This is a genomic window from Flagellimonas alvinocaridis, from assembly GCF_965248585.1.
Classification (GTDB): Bacteria; Bacteroidota; Bacteroidia; order Flavobacteriales; family Flavobacteriaceae; genus Flagellimonas; species Flagellimonas alvinocaridis.
The window spans coordinates 745000-760836 of sequence record NZ_OZ252111.1 but is presented as its reverse complement, the minus strand read 5'-3'; the positions used below and the strand labels follow the sequence as shown (position 1 = coordinate 760836).

At 42.6% G+C, this 15837-nt stretch carries 17 protein-coding genes and 1 tRNA gene; 4 read left to right on the top strand and 14 right to left on the bottom strand.

Annotated features, from left to right (window positions below):
* The first annotated feature begins 44 nt into the window (after nt 1-44).
* The gene (locus ACP14V_RS03380; RefSeq protein WP_272609356.1) at nt 45-1319 is read left to right on the top strand and encodes a UDP-N-acetylmuramoyl-tripeptide--D-alanyl-D-alanine ligase; all 1275 of its coding nucleotides are present in this window, start codon (nt 45-47) and stop codon (nt 1317-1319) included.
* 368 nt (nt 1320-1687) lie between these two features.
* Here ACP14V_RS03380 and ACP14V_RS03375 read toward each other — a convergent pair whose 3' ends face one another.
* The 8 genes from ACP14V_RS03375 to ACP14V_RS03340 all read right to left on the bottom strand — a co-directional run bounded on the left by ACP14V_RS03375 (nt 1688) and on the right by ACP14V_RS03340 (nt 6009).
* Complete coding sequence (locus ACP14V_RS03375; RefSeq protein ID WP_272609355.1) at nt 1688-2008, bottom strand: hypothetical protein; 321 nt, start codon at nt 2006-2008, stop codon at nt 1688-1690.
* 70 nt (nt 2009-2078) lie between these two features.
* Nucleotides 2079-2531 (bottom strand): hypothetical protein, encoded by a 453-nt coding sequence (locus ACP14V_RS03370; RefSeq protein ID WP_272609354.1) that lies wholly within the window; start codon nt 2529-2531, stop codon nt 2079-2081.
* A 122-nt stretch (nt 2532-2653) separates the two neighbouring features.
* Nucleotides 2654-3118, bottom strand: a complete 465-nt coding sequence (locus ACP14V_RS03365; protein ID WP_272609353.1) for a hypothetical protein — start codon at nt 3116-3118, stop codon at nt 2654-2656.
* A 70-nt stretch (nt 3119-3188) separates the two neighbouring features.
* Entirely contained in the window at nt 3189-4043 is an 855-nt protein-coding gene (locus tag ACP14V_RS03360) for a hypothetical protein (RefSeq protein ID WP_272609352.1), read from the bottom strand.
* Nucleotides 4044-4227: 184 nt separating this feature from the next.
* Nucleotides 4228-4668 carry a hypothetical protein gene (locus ACP14V_RS03355; RefSeq protein WP_272609351.1) on the bottom strand — a complete coding sequence of 147 codons (441 nt, stop codon included), beginning with the start codon at nt 4666-4668 and terminating at the stop codon, nt 4228-4230.
* Between the two features lie 123 nt (nt 4669-4791).
* A complete protein-coding gene (locus ACP14V_RS03350) occupies nt 4792-5217 on the bottom strand; it encodes a hypothetical protein (protein ID WP_272609350.1) in 426 nt (141 codons plus the stop codon).
* A gap of 43 nt (nt 5218-5260) precedes the next feature.
* Nucleotides 5261-5767 (bottom strand): hypothetical protein, encoded by a 507-nt coding sequence (locus tag ACP14V_RS03345; RefSeq protein WP_272609349.1) that lies wholly within the window; start codon nt 5765-5767, stop codon nt 5261-5263.
* Between the two features lie 35 nt (nt 5768-5802).
* Nucleotides 5803-6009: a helix-turn-helix transcriptional regulator gene (locus ACP14V_RS03340; protein ID WP_272609348.1), complete on the bottom strand. Its 207-nt coding sequence runs from the start codon at nt 6007-6009 to the stop codon at nt 5803-5805.
* A 178-nt stretch (nt 6010-6187) separates the two neighbouring features.
* Here ACP14V_RS03340 and ACP14V_RS03335 point away from each other — a divergent pair, with 178 nt between their 5' ends.
* Complete coding sequence (locus ACP14V_RS03335; protein ID WP_272609347.1) at nt 6188-6349, top strand: hypothetical protein; 162 nt, start codon at nt 6188-6190, stop codon at nt 6347-6349.
* A 50-nt stretch (nt 6350-6399) separates the two neighbouring features.
* On the opposite strand, the gene ACP14V_RS03330 is transcribed toward ACP14V_RS03335, so the two are convergent.
* Both ACP14V_RS03330 and ACP14V_RS03325 read right to left on the bottom strand, forming a co-directional pair.
* Nucleotides 6400-6474: transfer RNA gene (locus ACP14V_RS03330), tRNA-Val, on the bottom strand.
* Between the two features lie 31 nt (nt 6475-6505).
* Nucleotides 6506-6916, bottom strand: coding sequence for a 6-carboxytetrahydropterin synthase (locus ACP14V_RS03325; protein ID WP_272609346.1), 411 nt, complete (start codon nt 6914-6916; stop codon nt 6506-6508).
* An 88-nt stretch (nt 6917-7004) separates the two neighbouring features.
* Between ACP14V_RS03325 and ACP14V_RS03320 the strand changes: the two genes are divergently transcribed.
* A complete protein-coding gene (locus tag ACP14V_RS03320) occupies nt 7005-9752 on the top strand; it encodes an alpha-L-rhamnosidase (RefSeq protein WP_272609345.1) in 2748 nt (915 codons plus the stop codon).
* Between the two features lie 6 nt (nt 9753-9758).
* Here the strand turns inward: ACP14V_RS03320 and ACP14V_RS03315 are convergent, their stop codons facing one another.
* From ACP14V_RS03315 to ACP14V_RS03300, 4 genes are all read right to left on the bottom strand, one after another.
* Nucleotides 9759-10886 (bottom strand): aldose epimerase family protein, encoded by a 1128-nt coding sequence (locus tag ACP14V_RS03315; protein WP_272609344.1) that lies wholly within the window; start codon nt 10884-10886, stop codon nt 9759-9761.
* Between the two features lie 5 nt (nt 10887-10891).
* Nucleotides 10892-12730, bottom strand: coding sequence for a glycoside hydrolase family 2 protein (locus ACP14V_RS03310; RefSeq protein ID WP_272609343.1), 1839 nt, complete (start codon nt 12728-12730; stop codon nt 10892-10894).
* 169 nt (nt 12731-12899) lie between these two features.
* Nucleotides 12900-13832 (bottom strand): TerC family protein, encoded by a 933-nt coding sequence (locus ACP14V_RS03305; RefSeq protein WP_272609342.1) that lies wholly within the window; start codon nt 13830-13832, stop codon nt 12900-12902.
* A gap of 120 nt (nt 13833-13952) precedes the next feature.
* A complete protein-coding gene (locus ACP14V_RS03300) occupies nt 13953-14876 on the bottom strand; it encodes a DUF1338 domain-containing protein (protein WP_272609341.1) in 924 nt (307 codons plus the stop codon).
* A 73-nt stretch (nt 14877-14949) separates the two neighbouring features.
* On the opposite strand from ACP14V_RS03300, the gene ACP14V_RS03295 reads away from it, so the two are divergent.
* A complete protein-coding gene (locus tag ACP14V_RS03295) occupies nt 14950-15837 on the top strand; it encodes a LysR family transcriptional regulator (protein ID WP_272609340.1) in 888 nt (295 codons plus the stop codon).

The window sequence follows — 15837 nt, the reverse complement described above, 5'->3', positions numbered from 1 at the left end:
AAAGGCCCTGACGTTTAGTTGGGGCTTTTTTTTATCTTCGATTTATGACAATGAAACAGCTTCATGAGCTCTTTTTGGAGCATCCCGTTATCTGTACGGACACGCGAAAAATCACCAAAGACTGCCTGTTCTTCGCGCTCAAGGGACCCAACTTCAACGGCAATGCCTTTGCCAAGGATGCCTTGGAAAAAGGAGCCGCCTACGCCATAATTGACGAGGAGGAGTACAACGCCTCCGGCCAATATATCCTCTGCCAGAACGTATTGGAAACCCTCCAAGAACTGGCCCTTTATCACCGAAAGCAAAGCAAGGCCCGCATCATTGGGCTTACCGGGAGCAATGGCAAGACCACGACCAAGGAACTCATCAATGCCGTGCTCTCCAAAACGTATAGGACCATTGCCACCCAGGGCAACCTGAACAACCATATTGGTGTGCCCCTAACGCTCTTGTCCATTACGAAGGATACAGAGATTGCCATTGTGGAAATGGGCGCCAACCACAAAAAGGAAATCGCTTTTTTGAGTAACATTGCCCAGCCGGATTTTGGCTACATCACCAATTTTGGAAAGGCCCACCTCGAGGGTTTTGGCAGCGTGGAGGGCGTAATCGAGGGAAAAAGTGAACTGTACGACCATTTAATGGCCCACGACAAATATATTTTCATGAATGCCGATGACCCCATACAAGCGGAAAAACTGGGCAGCTACGTAAAAAAGATGGGCTTTAGCACGGAAGACCACCAGTACTACAACATCCAATATATAGGGGCCAACCCCTATGTGGTCTTGGAGGCCGAAGGTACCCAAATGGAGACCCAACTCATTGGAAAATACAACTTCCCCAATTGCTGTGCCGCCATTGTGATGGGCAAATATTTTAATGTGCCATTGGAGGACATCAAGGCGGCCTTGGAAGCCTACGCCCCGCAGAACAACCGCTCGCAGATCATGGAAAAGAACGGCCACCATATTATTTTGGATGCCTACAACGCCAACCCTACCAGCATGCGGGCAGCCTTGGAGAATTTTAACCTGATGGAGGCCCCAAACAAGGTGTTGATCATTGGGGATATGTTTGAACTGGGCCAAACGGCCGCGGAAGAACACCAGGCCATTGCCGATCTGGCCGCTGGGCTGGATTTTGGCACCGTGTATCTGGTGGGCGAAAACTTCTTTGGCACCACGACCACTTTGAACAAATACCGATCGTTTGATGACCTAAAGCAACATCTGGCCAAAAACCCCTTGCCCAAGGGCACCTTGTTGATCAAGGGATCACGGGGCATGGTCTTGGAACGGGTGTTGGAGTTACTCTAAATCTATCGTTGGTTGAAATTATTACCCTTGGATCGTTTTTTGATTCATTGATTCAAATTGGTCATCCTTTTGCCAGATATAAATAAGACTGGTAACAACATTGAATGCAATCAATAAGAAAGTCCATGCTGATTTTTTCTCCTTTTCAATGTTTTTATAGCTCCATAACCGATATAATAAAAACACTAGCTGAATCAATATCAAACTATTTACTATTGGACTTTGATACTCGTAGGATACCAAGTTATTTGAAAACCAAGCAATCGATTTAGGATCAATGAAGGTCCACAAATAAGCTAGTCCGATAATGGAAGGTATGCTTAATAGAACTTTAATGATACTCTTCATCGTTTAATTGAACAATTCCATTATGATCTGCGTGTAACAATTCCAACTATACTCCATAAAATAACCAGCCCCAGCAAACCTATCCTTACATAACCAAAAAACACACTGAACAAGAGCAAAAGAGTAAGGACCAGGGATATCATTCTAAGGGTGTTTTTGTTTGTCCCTCTTGACTTAAATCCTTTATAGTGAATGGACTGATCTAGAAATATTTCATCTGATTTTTTCAAATAATACTGTATTTCAGAATCATCAAACCCCTTCTCTTCCATTTTCTTTTTTATCTCCTCCGCGCCAAGACCTTTTGCCCTCAATGATATGCTGTAGTCTAATTTGTTCATTTAAATTTAAAATTGCGCCTAACTTGTCTTTATCGTTTATTTAAAATTGATTTTAAAAATGTACTGCCTTTTAATGCCGTAACACTCCCAGTACAAAATCCCAGATTACATATAATGCTTTCTTTGATGTGGGCAATGGCCTTTCCTGATTGGGGTCTTCCAACCAAAACCCACAGACATTGCATATCACTTCATTTTTATAGGTTGCCCTACCTCCAAATCCGTCCCACGTTGCAACTTCATCTTCAATACCTATTCCACCGCCAGTATTGGTCCACTCCACCTTATCCTTTCTAATTTTGTCCGAATAGCATCTTGGGCACCTTTCTCGGTCATCATCTAATTTGGATTTTGGATTTTCCGAAATCAATCGGTCAACCTTTGACTCGTTCAGGTTTCTTTCTACCAAATACTCCTTGATTTCCGATTGAGTAACTTTCATATATGTAGGAAGCTTGAATTTGGCGAAATAGGCCAATTCATGATCATCCAACCCCTCTAAAAAGTTTTTTACCCTACTCATTTCTTTCTTTGCATGTCATTTAAAATACCCTGAACCCTAAATCTTTAATCTTAGGGAGAATCATTTATTTGAACTTGTAGAAGTTACCATTCTAATTGGAAAACTTCCTTTTGTTAATTGGATTACCCTCCATGCTGTTGCACTTTATTGACCACTCCATTCTCAAAATAAATGTCCAAATAATCCGGGTCGATATTAAAAAGGCCTGGAACATGACCAAGTTCATACGAAATATGATTTTCTCCATGTGAATAAAAATCAGGTCCAAGCAATTCCGTAATTTCTTCTTTGGTCTTCCCAATTAAAATATTCGATTCAATAATGTCACTTGACATCTCATACCTTTCCTCAACATTTAATTTCCATTTGCTCCTTTCAAAATCTTTATTGGGATAATACGAAATTGAAATAATCCAAATAGCAATGAGTCCGATGTAAACAATTGGACTGAGGATTAACGTTGGGAGTATTGCAATGAATTTTCGGTTTTCGTCATTACCGATTTTGAGTTTTCGCAGAGTCCATTTGCACATGAAATATGTCGGAATAGCAAGTATTAAAACTATTATGGGCACATCTGGACTCATACTATTTCAACTAGTTTAATTGAACTTTACCAACACTCTCGACTATGAATTTTTGTGTACCTGCAATTGTTTATAGCCATTGTTGTAACCAGTATTTTTTTCTCAATTTATTTAGTTGCACTCTTTTTTCACTTCTATATTCATATGATTGAGAATGATAATCGTCTTGATGTATTTTTAAATTATCCCAATTCGAGAAACTCTGATAGTCTTTATCTGAACGATAAGTCGGTATTACTTTTAAATTTCCAACTTTTTCAAAGTTCGTTTCGGAGTTTTTGTAGTGCTGTGCGTAATACCAACTTATTTGTTCTTTTGGCGTAAACTCTTTGCTAATTTGCTGTTCAAGTGCAAACAAAATATTGGCTTTTTCAAAGTCCTGTTCGGTTGGTTTGTCCGATATTTTTATATCAGTTAAAGCAATTAAATTAAGTCCGAATTCAGACCCTTTTTCTGATTCAAGTACGAAAGCTCCACAGTAATCTCCATCGCTTAATTTAAAGGCCAAACAATCTCCTTTTTCGAAAATTGCATCTCTTGTTTTTTTAACTTTTCTTTTTTGAGCAGTTTTCTTTTCAGTTGATATTTTTTCGAGGAAGTTGTACAATACTTTTCTCCTCTTTGTCAAATCCGATTTCGAGGCTTCAAGTCCTTTCCACAATTCAATATCCTTTTCGGATTCCACAATGTCTTTAATTCTATTGTAGATTTTCGCGTCAAGAGCCTTACATTCCCATTGCGATTTTGCTATGGTAATCCAAAAATTATTTTGGTCTTCATGAGATTCAATCAGTTCTTTATTTTCCTTGATTAACTTTTCCGTAATGGCAGGAACTTCCATTCCTTGATTGTATAATTCAAAGAATTCATAATTGATGTCTTCATAAACGTCATTTGAAGAAATTCCAGTTCCCCAAGTTCCCATAGGCGTTTGTCAATATTGGTTACAACTTGTTTATATAAATATAAAATACATCCGCATCTAGAAATTCCGCCATTTATCCTTTCTATTTTTCCAACATTGTTTATTTGAACTTTACCAACGCTCTCAGCTATGGGGCTTTGTGTTCTTGCAATGAATTATAGCCATTGTTGGTGTAGTTTTTTATTCAGCTTTGTATTTCTATTTCATTGTTTCTATCCAGCGCTGTAATTTTAAATTCTTCGAAGTATTTAGAATTCCATCGAGGCCATACTCTAATGGATGTTTCTATATTATTTTTATCTCGATAATATATTTTCCAAATATCTCGGTCATTAATTTCCGCAATCGTCTTTTTTATTTTTCTAATATTTTTAAATGATATTCTTTCTTCGGAATTTTTTGATGAAATGAATAAGTGTTCATTATCAAATTCGATTGATTTTGCTCTATCAAAAACAAAATATAATCCAGTAAGAAGGAGAACAAACAAAGTCAATATTCCGATTGCTAGAATGCCATTTTTATTTTCAGTTAAAATTTTAATAATCATTCCAATCATTAAAATTCCGATAATGATTGGTACATATTTCCAACTTCTTTTATTCGTTGATATTCGTCTCCTCATTTTTTAAATTAAACACAACTTGTTTATATAAATATAAAATACATCCACATCTAGAAATTCCGCCAATGATCGTTTCAATTGTTCCACAGATTTATTTGGACTTTTAGCTATTGCCATACTAGGTTACTTCAAATACTCCATAAGAAAATCTAATTCCTTTTCAGAATAGCTGAAATTATGGTTATTTGATTGATTTCCCCATTCTTTCTTTATTGATAACGCTAATTTGTCCCCATTTTCAATAAGTGAATCCTGCTTGGTGAGGTATAGTCTCAGATATTCTTCCCCTAATTTAACTACTATTCCATCCAAATAATTATGAAGCTTGCCTTTAGTTACATGGCACTGGCCACAATCATTTAGAAAAATATCCAACCCTTGTTCAAACTCTGGAGTTCTTTCATCTTCTTTAGATACCAATGGTTGGTATTTGGGCTTCTCAGAACTGAACACTTTAATTCCGTTGACTTGAAGCACCCAAATTAAAACCACTACGCCGACAAGAATTAACCCAAAAAAACCGAGAATAATCTGTCGTATCCGTTTCACTGTTGTTTTTGATTTTGTTGTTAAAATCTAGATTATCCCATTTTTAATTGATAATCAATTTATCAATCGTGAACAATAAGACTATTACTCCGGCAATAACCCAATCACGAATTTTAATACTGTAAAAAACTTTTATCGGCTTGAGGGCCAAAAGAAAGATCAAAGCTAGAAATGCAATCAGAACAATTCCAGTAAGAAAAAAATCTCCTCGGTCTTCCAACGGTTCCAGCCCTTCCTTATTTCGGTCCATCAATATTAGAATCATCGCAATTGGATATAAAACCAAACTTGCCATACTTGTAATCCATCCCCAACGTTTTCCTTTCAGCAAAAGGACACCAGACACAAATCCAAGTAACCCTAGCAAAAAAACAAAATGAGCCCGCTTAATTAACTTAATAAAGGATATTCTTTCCCATGTCAATCCTTGATCTTCCAGAATAGTTAGAATCAAACGCCAACTATAAATTGATAATATCATAACCGTAAGACCTATTAGGATTTCGATTACTCCCAATGCTTTGTTGGCTATCCTCCAGTTTTGATTCACCTTATATTTGGTTTTTAACAATAGTTCATCAAACCTTATTTGGTCGAGACCAGAAGTTCCCTAATATCCACATCTAGAAATTTTGCGATTTGATACAACACTTCCACCGAAGGTTGCACATCATTGGTGCACCATCTAGAAACTGTTGACTCTGTCCTATCAAGATGTTTGGCCAATTCTTTGGACGCCACATTTTCCTCCGCTAAAACCGCTTTGATTCTGTTGTAATTTACTTTATCCATAATGCAATTAAATTGCCGTGCTGTACTAATATAATTAGACTAAAAATCATTTCGCCTTCATCAACTTGCGGTTTGATGCAAATTTCTTTCCTTACAGTAAAATTTATTTTTCATGAAATAATAATTTATTGTATTTTGATAAAAATTAATTTCCACCCAAATACAATCAATATGTGATATGGCAAAAGAATTCAACAAATCCGACCTGGAACAGATCATAGGCCTACAGTTGGAGAGCCTCCAGATCCTTCAAAAAGCAATGGACCGCCTACAACTGCGCAACGAGCATTTGGTACGGGACAACCTAAAATTACGGGACAAGATCGCGGAATACGAGTAAAAAAATACCCGAAGAACATCGGGCGGTAACGGCCAAGGGGCCAAAGAAAGTGGGATATACTGGATTCGAACCAGTGACCTCTGCCCTGTCAAGGCAGCGCTCTAAACCAACTGAGCTAATATCCCATTAAAAAGCGGTGCAATATCGGAAAAATTGTTACCAATCCCCATATTCCGCAGAATTCTTTTGCGTTTCGTGCAGGGTAATGTGCAACAATTGGCCTTGGGCCAGTTTGGGCTTTAAAATATCGTAGATCACCTTCACAAAATACTCCGTGGTGGGCAGCAGGTCCGCAAACTCGGGGCAGTCCTCGTTCAGGTTCTTATGGTCAAAGCGTTCCTCCACTTCCGCCCGGATCAATTCGCCCAGCACGGCCAGGTCCATCACAAAGCCCGTGTCCGGGTCCACCTCTCCCCTGATCCGCACCTCAAGGTCAAAATTGTGCCCGTGATAGTTGGGGCTGTTGCATTTGCCAAACACGGCAATGTTCTTCTCTTGGCTCCATTTGGGATTGTGGAGCCGGTGCGCTGCATTGAAATGGGCCTTTCTACATATTGTCGCAATCATACCGCAGATCATTTTAACAAAGGGATACATCAGAAAATCCCTCCGAGGCTGCAAAATTAATCAGGTTTTTTAAGAAACCCTCTTTTTTATGAAAAAAGCGGGCAAGCTGTCGTTTTACCGATCCGTTCCCGTAATTTTAGCACAGACCAAAAACCCGACCATGCTTAGATTGCCATTGCTTACCCTGATTTCCACCACCATCCTTATCCACTGCACCCCAAAAAAGAGCCCCATTGCGTTAACAGACCTTCGCACCGAGCATATGGAAGAGCCTTTGGGGTTGGATACCGACCATCCCCGGTTTTCATGGCGGATTGCCGCAGGGGACCAGCCCGTGAAACATCAGCAGGAATTCCATATGTATGTGGATGTGGATTCTGCAGCCGTGGCCCAAGGCAAGGGCGGCCTGTGGGAAAAGCACAGCGCATCGGACAACATGCTGTCGACCTATGACGGAAAACCGCTCCAAGCGCATACCAAATACTATTGGGGCGTGCAGATCACTGCGGACGATGGCCGCCAGAGCGACATCACCGTTTCCTCTTTTGAAACAGGGCTCATGGCAACTTCCGACTGGAAAGGGACTTGGATTACCGATGTGGAGGACATGGACCTAAAACCTGCCCCCTATTTTAGAAAGGAATTCGCACCCGAAAAGAAAGTGGTCAAGGCACGGGCCTATATCACCACCGCCGGACTGTACGAACTCTACCTGAACGGACAAAAGGTGGACGACCATTGGTTGAACCCCATTTACACCCGTTTTGACCGTCGCAACCTCTATGTGACCCATGATGTCACTCCCTTTTTTCAGGAAGGTGAAGTGGCCATTGGGGTGTTGTTGGGGAATGGGTGGTACAACCATCAATCCACCGCGGTCTGGAACTTTCACGAAGCGGGATGGCGCAACCGGCCCCGTTTTCTGATGGACCTAAAAGTGTGGTACGCCGATGGCACCACCGAAGTATTAGGTACAGACGACACATGGAAAACCGCCTTGGGCCCGGTGGTGTTCAATAGCATCTATACGGCAGAACACTACGACGCCCGACTGGAACTTCCGGGCTGGAACACCGCAGGATTTGATGATTCCCAATGGAAAAACGCCTTGGTGACCAAAGCGCCCTCGGAGCAGATCACGGCACAATCCCTCCCTGCCATCACCGGAAAAAAACTGTCCTTCGCCAGCATGGACAAACGGAGCGACCTACGCTATATTTTTGATTTGGGCCGAAACATTTCCGGGGTCACCGAACTGGCCCTGAAAGGAGAAAAAGGCACGGAAATCCGCGTGACGCACGCCGAACAACTGGACAGTCTGGGCAATCTGGACCTGTCCAACATCATTGTGCATTACCGCCCAAAAGACAGCTTGGACCCTTTCCAAACGGATATCTACACCCTTAAGGGTGGCGATGAGGAAATGTTCAGACCACGCTTCAATTACAAAGGTTTCCAATATGTGGAGGTCCAGAGCACCAAGCCCATTGACCTGTCCTTGGAGGACATCACGGCCCATTTTATCCATAGCGATGTGAAACCCATTGGGAAGATCCACACCTCCAACGAGACCATCAACAAAATATGGGAGGCCACCAATGCCAGTTACCTATCCAATCTGGTGGGCTACCCCACGGACTGCCCGCAACGCGAAAAGAACGGTTGGACGGGCGATGCGCACATCAACATAGAAACCGGGCTCTATAATTTTGATGCTCTGGGCGTCTATGAAAAATGGATGGACGACCACAGGGACGAACAGCAGGAAAACGGGGTGCTCCCCTCCATTATTCCCACTTGGGGCGGATGGGGCTACGATTGGGGCAACGGCCCGGATTGGACCAGTACCATTGCCATTATTCCTTGGGAGCTGTACCAGTTTTATGGGGATGACCGTGCTTTGCACGAGATGTACGGACCCTTAAAAAAATATGTGGACCATATCACATCGATGAGTTATGAGGGTGGACTCACGGATTGGGGCCTTGGGGATTGGGTTCCCGTAAAATCGGTTACGCCCAAGGAATTCACCTCATCCATTTACTATTATGTAGATGCCACCATCTTGGCCAAAACGGCCCAACATTTTGGTAGGGAAGAGGATTATCAACATTATGCAACGCTGGCCGAAAACATCAAAAATGCCATCAACACCAAATATTTAAACCCAGAAACGGGTCTGTACGGCAGTGGTTTTCAAACGGAGCTGAGTGCCCCCTTGTATTGGGGCATTGTCCCGGACTCGCTGAAACAAAAAGTGGCGGACCAACTGGCCGAAGAAGTCAAAAAAACCAATCATATTGATGTGGGACTGTTGGGCACAAAGACCATTTTGGGGGCCTTGAGTCAAAATGGCCACGCAGACCTGGCCTTTGTCCTCGCCTCGCAGGAAACCTATCCCTCATGGGGATGGTGGATCAAGAACGGGGCCACCACCCTCTATGAAAACTGGGACATTGATGCGTCTTCGGACCTTTCCCGGAACCATATCATGTTCGGGGCCATCAGCGCTTGGTTCTACAAGGAAATCGGGGGCATTTTGCCCAATGAGGACTCTCCCGGATTCAAAGATTTCACCCTAAAACCCAACTTTGTGGAGGGCCTTACCGATTTTGAAGCGGAGTTCCAAAGCCGTTATGGATTGATTGTTTCCCAATGGGAAAGAAAGGGGGAACAGGTAGCATATTCCTGTACAATCCCACCCAATAGCACGGCCACCGTGGTACTACACGGTGAGCACATCACCATGAACGGAAAATCCATGGAACCAACCCAAGAAGGGGCATACGAAATTCCCCTTACTGCAGGCGACTATACCTTTTTGATAACCGAATAGAGCGTATTATTCCACGGAGAATTTATATAGGCAAATGGAATAATATTCCTCTCCCGGGTCCAATCGGGTGGAGGGAAAATTGGGTTGGTTGGGACTATCCGGAAAATGTTGGGTCTCCAAACAAAATGCCGTCCTAAATTCATAGGCCTTACCCTCCTTGCCCACAATGGAACCGTCCAAAAAGTTACCTCCATAAAACTGCATCCCGGGCTCATTGGTGTATACTTCCATGGCCCTGCCTGAATTGGGTTCCACCACCTTGGCCGCATAGTTGAAGCCTTCGCCGTTTTGCTCAAGCACAAAATTATGGTCGTATCCCATGCCGTAGTCCAACTGTTGGTTTTTGACCTCCAATTCCGCCCCAATGGGCTTTGATTCCTGAAAATCGAACGGAGTGCCTTCCACGGCTGCGATCTCCCCAGTCGGAATCAATCCCGCATCCACGGGTGTATAATGTGCCGCCTGTATCTGTAGGAGATGATCATTGATCGTACCATTGCCCGCACCATGCAGGTTAAAGAACGAATGGTGGGTGAGGTTCACCACGGTGCTTTGGTCCGCAGTGGCCCAATATTCTATTTTGAGTTCATTGGCATCCGTCAATTGGTACAACACCCGTACCGATAGATTCCCCGGATACCCTTCTTCCCCATCTTTGGAGAGATAAGTCAGCTCCAAGGTCTGTGCATCCACTTGTTTGGCATCCCATACCACGGCATCAAAACCCTTGTTTCCCCCATGAAGGGAATTGGCCCCATTATTGGTGGCCAAGGTGTACTCCTTGCCATCCAAGGTAAACTTTCCATGAGCAATCCGATTGCCATACCGCCCAATTAAGGCTCCAAAATATTTCTCCTTGGCATTGAGGAAATCATCGATGTTTTCATGGCCAAGGACCACGTCCTCATAATTACCAGACTTATCGGGCAACCACAAGGAAACGACCTTACCGCCATAATTGGTAATCTCGGCCACTGTACCCTGCTCGTTTTCAAGAACGTAAAGGCTGACTGGCTTGCCATCTACAATCTTCTCGAAATTTTTCTTGTCTATCCGTTTTATGGTCTTTTCTTGAGGTTTCACGCAGCTAAAAAGGAGTAAAGAAACTACTATTAAATGAAATATTCTTTTCATGGCCCCTAGTTTTTGTACAAGGCTGTATTGGCTTTGTGCACTTCATCCACATCCATTTTGATAATGGCCCTGTCATAGGTCATAAGACCATTTACCTCGCCTTCAACATCCGTGGTCTGGGTATAGATGGCCGCAGAAAGTCCGTCCTTGATCAAGGCAGGGATTTTGACCAACAGCTCTTTGTACGAGTTCAGCAGTTCGTCCCTTCCGGTAAGGTTTCTATACCCCCAGTTTTTGTCCTTTTGCCACAAATGTCCTTCCAATGGCAATCCCAATCCGCCAAATTCACCCAATAAAAGGATCCTTCCGTTGATGATGTCCGGGGCATGAAGGTTTCTTTGGGGCATGGACGGTCCGGGGTACCTGTGTTCATCCACGGTATGGCCGGCCGCGAAGAAATTCCCTCCACTGGGTCCATTGACCAAGCGGGAGGGGTCATATTCCATGGTCCAATTGATGACCTCAACCGTATTGAACTGCCCCCATGCCTCATTGAAAGGCACCCACATGACTATAGAGGGGTTGTTGTGATTGGCGTCCATGATCGCTTTCCATTCCTTATAAAATTGATGGGCCGATTGTGCGCTTCGCTCCATTTCCCTTCCGTCATAGCCGGATGGCCCTCTCCAATCGGCACTTTTATCGCCATTGGGCATATCCTGCCATACCAACATGCCCAATCGGTCGCAATGGTAGTACCATCTGGCAGGCTCCACCTTCACATGTTTTCTGATGGTATTGAATCCCAGTTTTTTGGTCACCTCAATGTCATAGGCCAAGGCTTCATCCGAAGGGGCCGTGTACAGACCATCGGGCCACCAGCCTTGGTCCAAGGTGCCGTATTGGAAAAGTACTTGATTATTCAGGGCCATTCGCATATGACCATTGGCATCCTTTACCGCAGAAATCTTTCGCATGCCAAAATAGCTTTCCACCTCGTCCACTTTTTTGCCATTGCGCAACAAGGCGACTTTTAAGTCATACAAAAATGGATTGTCCGGCGACCATAGTTTGGCGTCCTTGATATTCAGCGTCACATCTTGCCCAACGGAACCCTTGGCGGAAGCTACCGTAGTGCCGCCATCAAGTGCCGTAAGCTGCACCGAATACCCGTCTCCAAGCTGTCCGTTGCCCACGGTCTTTACCATCAATCTGCCCTGATCAATATCGGGGGTAGTCTTTATATGTTGAATGGATTGTTTGGGAACGGGTTCCATCCAAACGGTTTGCCATATTCCCGTAACCGGGGTATACCATATGCCGCTGGGTTTTGTCACCTGCTTGCCCCTGGGCTGGGTGCCGTCGCTGGAGGGATCCCATACTTTAACCACCAATTCTTGCCAACCTGAACGATTCAAGGTAGTGGTGACATCAAATGAAAAAGGATCATACCCGCCTTGGTGCATCCCCACCAATTTGCCGTTCACATAAACCGTGGCTTCCCAATCCACCGCTCCAAAATGCAATACCACATTTTGATTTTTCCATGAGGCTGGCACTTGGAATTTTGTACGATACCAGACCACTTCATCATCCCCTACCCTTTTTTTGACTCCAGATAATGAAGATTCAACCGCAAAGGGAACCGTAATCTTCCCATCATAGGTTACAGGTGCTTCACCAGCCTGATTCGTGATACCATAGTCCCATTGTCCATTAAGGTTTTCCCATTTAGCCCTTTTTAATTGGGGCCGTGGGTACTCCGGCAAAGGCTCATCAACATTTAGTTGACTGGCCCATTGGGTCTTCAAATTCGAAGAGCTCTCTTGGGCATCCACAAATTGGGAAAGAGCTAGAAAGCAAAGAATAAAAATGCCGCTGACCATGGTCTTTGTACGAATCATACCTGTTCTGTTTTGAGGGGTCGAGCAAAATTGACATCGACCCTTTTTTACGTGCATAATAAAAGTACAAAAAACTTTTATTTATCAAGCAAAACAATATTTATTGGTTTTTTTAATCTCAATTGAAATGGATTTCTATTCGAGCACTCTAATTTTCTTACCGTAAAAATTACTTGGTTTTCTTCATTGAAGCCAAAACACCAACTAGCAGAGAAAGTGCAATAAACCCTAATGACATCCATTCTGGAAAAATGTAATGATGGGCCAATAGAAGCTTAACACCTACAAAACTTAGTATGGCCACCAAACTGTACTTTAGGTAATGGAACCTATCCAACATATTGGCCAGAAAAAAATACATAGATCGCAACCCAAGAATGGCGAACATATTGGAACTGAATACCAAAAATGGGTCTGAAGTTATGGCCAATATGGCCGGTACACTATCCAACGCAAAGAGAACATCCGTGAATTCTATGACCACCAAAGCAATAAAAAGGGGTGTTGCCGCAGTAATGTGTCTTAATTTGACAAAAAACTTTTGGCCTTCCATATGGGAAGTTATTGGCATAACCTTTCGCAAGTTCTTGTAGATAGCAGAGGTTTTTGGATTGAAGGGTTTTTCTTTGGAACGCAGCATGCGGATGGCCGTAAAAATTAAGAAAGCCCCAAAAATGTAGGTTGTAAAACTAAACTTCTTGATGAGCGCCACGCCAAAAAATATCATCAATCCGCGGAAAACAATGGCTCCCAAAATGCCCCAGAACAGTACACGATGCTGATACTTTTGTGGGATTTGGAACGAGGTAAAAATCACGGCGATCACAAAAATATTGTCTATACTGAGTGATAACTCAATGAGATACCCTGTAATATATTTGAGTGAGGCCTCCATTGGGGCCAAAGCATCTACATTGTCAATCTTATCCGTGGCATAAAGCCAGTAAATGACCCCAGAAAACAAAAAGGAAAGCGAAACCCAGACAGTGGTCCAAAGTGAAGCTTCTTTAACGCTTATAACATGGGCGTTTTTATTGAACACCCCTAAATCCAATGCCAAAAAGACAAGGATTCCCAGCAGGAACAGTCCCCAAACTATCATAACATCAGTAAATTGATGTCAACGAAATTACACAATGGTTTTATCTCCTAAAATACTTATTGGATTTTTCTGATTTGACACTGTTCTTCACTTGAAAATTCTCTCGGAACAATCGAATCATCAATCCTGTAAATGGCTTTTCAAAGCATTGGTCTGCTCGCTGTAAGTGCTTTCAAAAATCTTGTCGGCATTGGCAGATTCAAAGCCATCCCTTCGTTGGGCACAGTTCACTAGGTCTGATTGTTTTACATGGCCCGGTAATGGCAATCGTTCGGCAAACTCCACGTAGCTTCCGGCTATCTCGGCCGTTTCACCTCCCGCAAAATCAGCTTCAATCATTTGCGCAATGGAACTGCTCTGCTTGAGCAAACCATCTTCGCTGATCTTCACCTTTCCCCCTGAAGAATTGAGTTTTACGCCAATAGATTCCAAAAACGCATTAAACTTTTCAATGGTGTTATATGCTTCTGGTAAATCGTGGACGCTTATGGTGTAGTGGTTAAGGTAATACCGGTTATAGATCACCCAAGCGGCATATTCACTTTCTTGGGCAAGTGTATTAAAGTCGGACAATGTGGGCAAGTCCCACAATGGTTTATAGAAAAAGTTCCCCACTTCCGAAGGGTTATCCAAATCCAAACCATCAACAGGATCATTGTCTATATTTCCAGTATATTTCTTTATGATTTCTTGTGCTCTGGTTGATAAGTCCTCCACCCGCAATTCACTAATAAATATTCTGGGAAACTCTGGCTGCGGTGGCGCATACCAATACGCGTTCAGCTTTTTTCCTTCAAAAAAGTAGTAATCCTTTTTGGTATACCCATAATTCAGAAAAATCTTCTCAAAAGATGCAATTCCCAAATTGGGAACACCCATGGTCCTAAAAGCTATATGATCGTTCACAATATCATCTTGATTATCGATCATCCCCTTTTCTATCATAGCCCCAGTAATTTTCTCTACATCTGGGACTCTTTCCCTGTAAGGCCCCATCAAGGCTTTCAATACTTGTTTTAACCCTTCAATGTCAACCGTTTTCATAGCTTATGATTTTTCTTTATCACATCAAAATTAAATGTACTTTTGATTACAAACAATTCTTATTAATTATAGAATGATTAATGTTATTAATCAATTAGAACTGCACCATATTAAAAGTTTTATGGCATTGGCCGATGCCCTTCACTTTGGAAAAGCTGCAGAGAACCTGCATATTTCGCAGTCTGCATTGAGTCAACAAATCAAACAACTTGAAGCAATCGTGGGAACCCGGCTGTTCAATAGGACCAACAGGACTGTTAGCCTAAACAGAGCCGGCCACTTATTCTTGCGGGAAGCTCGGTTGATAGATGCACAGATAAAAAGGTCACTTGAACGATGGCAATTGGAGCTCAATGGCCATGAAGGTGAAGTACACATTGGCTTTGTAGGCTCGGCAATGCAACTTTACATGCCTCCATTACTTAAGAAATTTGGAAAGGAATATCCCAAGATACGGTTACATTTGGAAGAATTGACCAATGAAGAGCAACTTCAAGCCCTTGACAAGGGTGATTTGGATATTGGCTTTATGCGCTCCAATCAGATTGATTCCAACATGAACATCAAATCCGTGTTTGAAGAAAATTTTTCATTGGTACTTCCTCGCAAACACCCCATTACCGAAGCTAATTTTAAAAACCTTGGCCAGTTGGCCCAGGAGCGTTTTATTCTTTTCCCCAATGCAAAAAGTCCTTTGTACTATCAGCAAATCCTAAATATATGCTCGGCTCAAGGTTTTGTTCCCCAAATTTCCCATCGTTCCATTCATGGCCCCACTATTTTTAAACTTGTAGAGAATGGCATGGGCATTTCTATTGTACCCAACTCGTTGCGAGACGAATTCAATTACGACATACGCTTTATTGAACTTACCAAAATTCCAATCAAAACAAATCTTTTTGCCGTCTGGAACAAAAACAACGATAATGCTGCTTTCCAGAATTTTCTAAAGATGCTTTAA

Coding starts and splice junctions, on each gene's coding strand:
- ACP14V_RS03380 (WP_272609356.1), top strand. CDS start 45: ATGACAATGAAACAGCTTCATGAGCTCTTTTTGGAGCATCCCGTTATC.
- ACP14V_RS03375 (WP_272609355.1), bottom strand. CDS start 2,008: ATGAACAAATTAGACTACAGCATATCATTGAGGGCAAAAGGTCTTGGC.
- ACP14V_RS03370 (WP_272609354.1), bottom strand. CDS start 2,531: ATGAGTAGGGTAAAAAACTTTTTAGAGGGGTTGGATGATCATGAATTG.
- ACP14V_RS03365 (WP_272609353.1), bottom strand. CDS start 3,118: ATGAGTCCAGATGTGCCCATAATAGTTTTAATACTTGCTATTCCGACA.
- ACP14V_RS03360 (WP_272609352.1), bottom strand. CDS start 4,043: ATGGGAACTTGGGGAACTGGAATTTCTTCAAATGACGTTTATGAAGAC.
- ACP14V_RS03355 (WP_272609351.1), bottom strand. CDS start 4,668: ATGAGGAGACGAATATCAACGAATAAAAGAAGTTGGAAATATGTACCA.
- ACP14V_RS03340 (WP_272609348.1), bottom strand. CDS start 6,009: ATGGATAAAGTAAATTACAACAGAATCAAAGCGGTTTTAGCGGAGGAA.
- ACP14V_RS03335 (WP_272609347.1), top strand. CDS start 6,188: ATGGCAAAAGAATTCAACAAATCCGACCTGGAACAGATCATAGGCCTA.
- ACP14V_RS03325 (WP_272609346.1), bottom strand. CDS start 6,916: ATGATTGCGACAATATGTAGAAAGGCCCATTTCAATGCAGCGCACCGG.
- ACP14V_RS03320 (WP_272609345.1), top strand. CDS start 7,005: ATGAAAAAAGCGGGCAAGCTGTCGTTTTACCGATCCGTTCCCGTAATT.
- ACP14V_RS03315 (WP_272609344.1), bottom strand. CDS start 10,886: ATGAAAAGAATATTTCATTTAATAGTAGTTTCTTTACTCCTTTTTAGC.
- ACP14V_RS03310 (WP_272609343.1), bottom strand. CDS start 12,730: ATGATTCGTACAAAGACCATGGTCAGCGGCATTTTTATTCTTTGCTTT.
- ACP14V_RS03305 (WP_272609342.1), bottom strand. CDS start 13,832: ATGATAGTTTGGGGACTGTTCCTGCTGGGAATCCTTGTCTTTTTGGCA.
- ACP14V_RS03300 (WP_272609341.1), bottom strand. CDS start 14,876: ATGAAAACGGTTGACATTGAAGGGTTAAAACAAGTATTGAAAGCCTTG.
- ACP14V_RS03295 (WP_272609340.1), top strand. CDS start 14,950: ATGATTAATGTTATTAATCAATTAGAACTGCACCATATTAAAAGTTTT.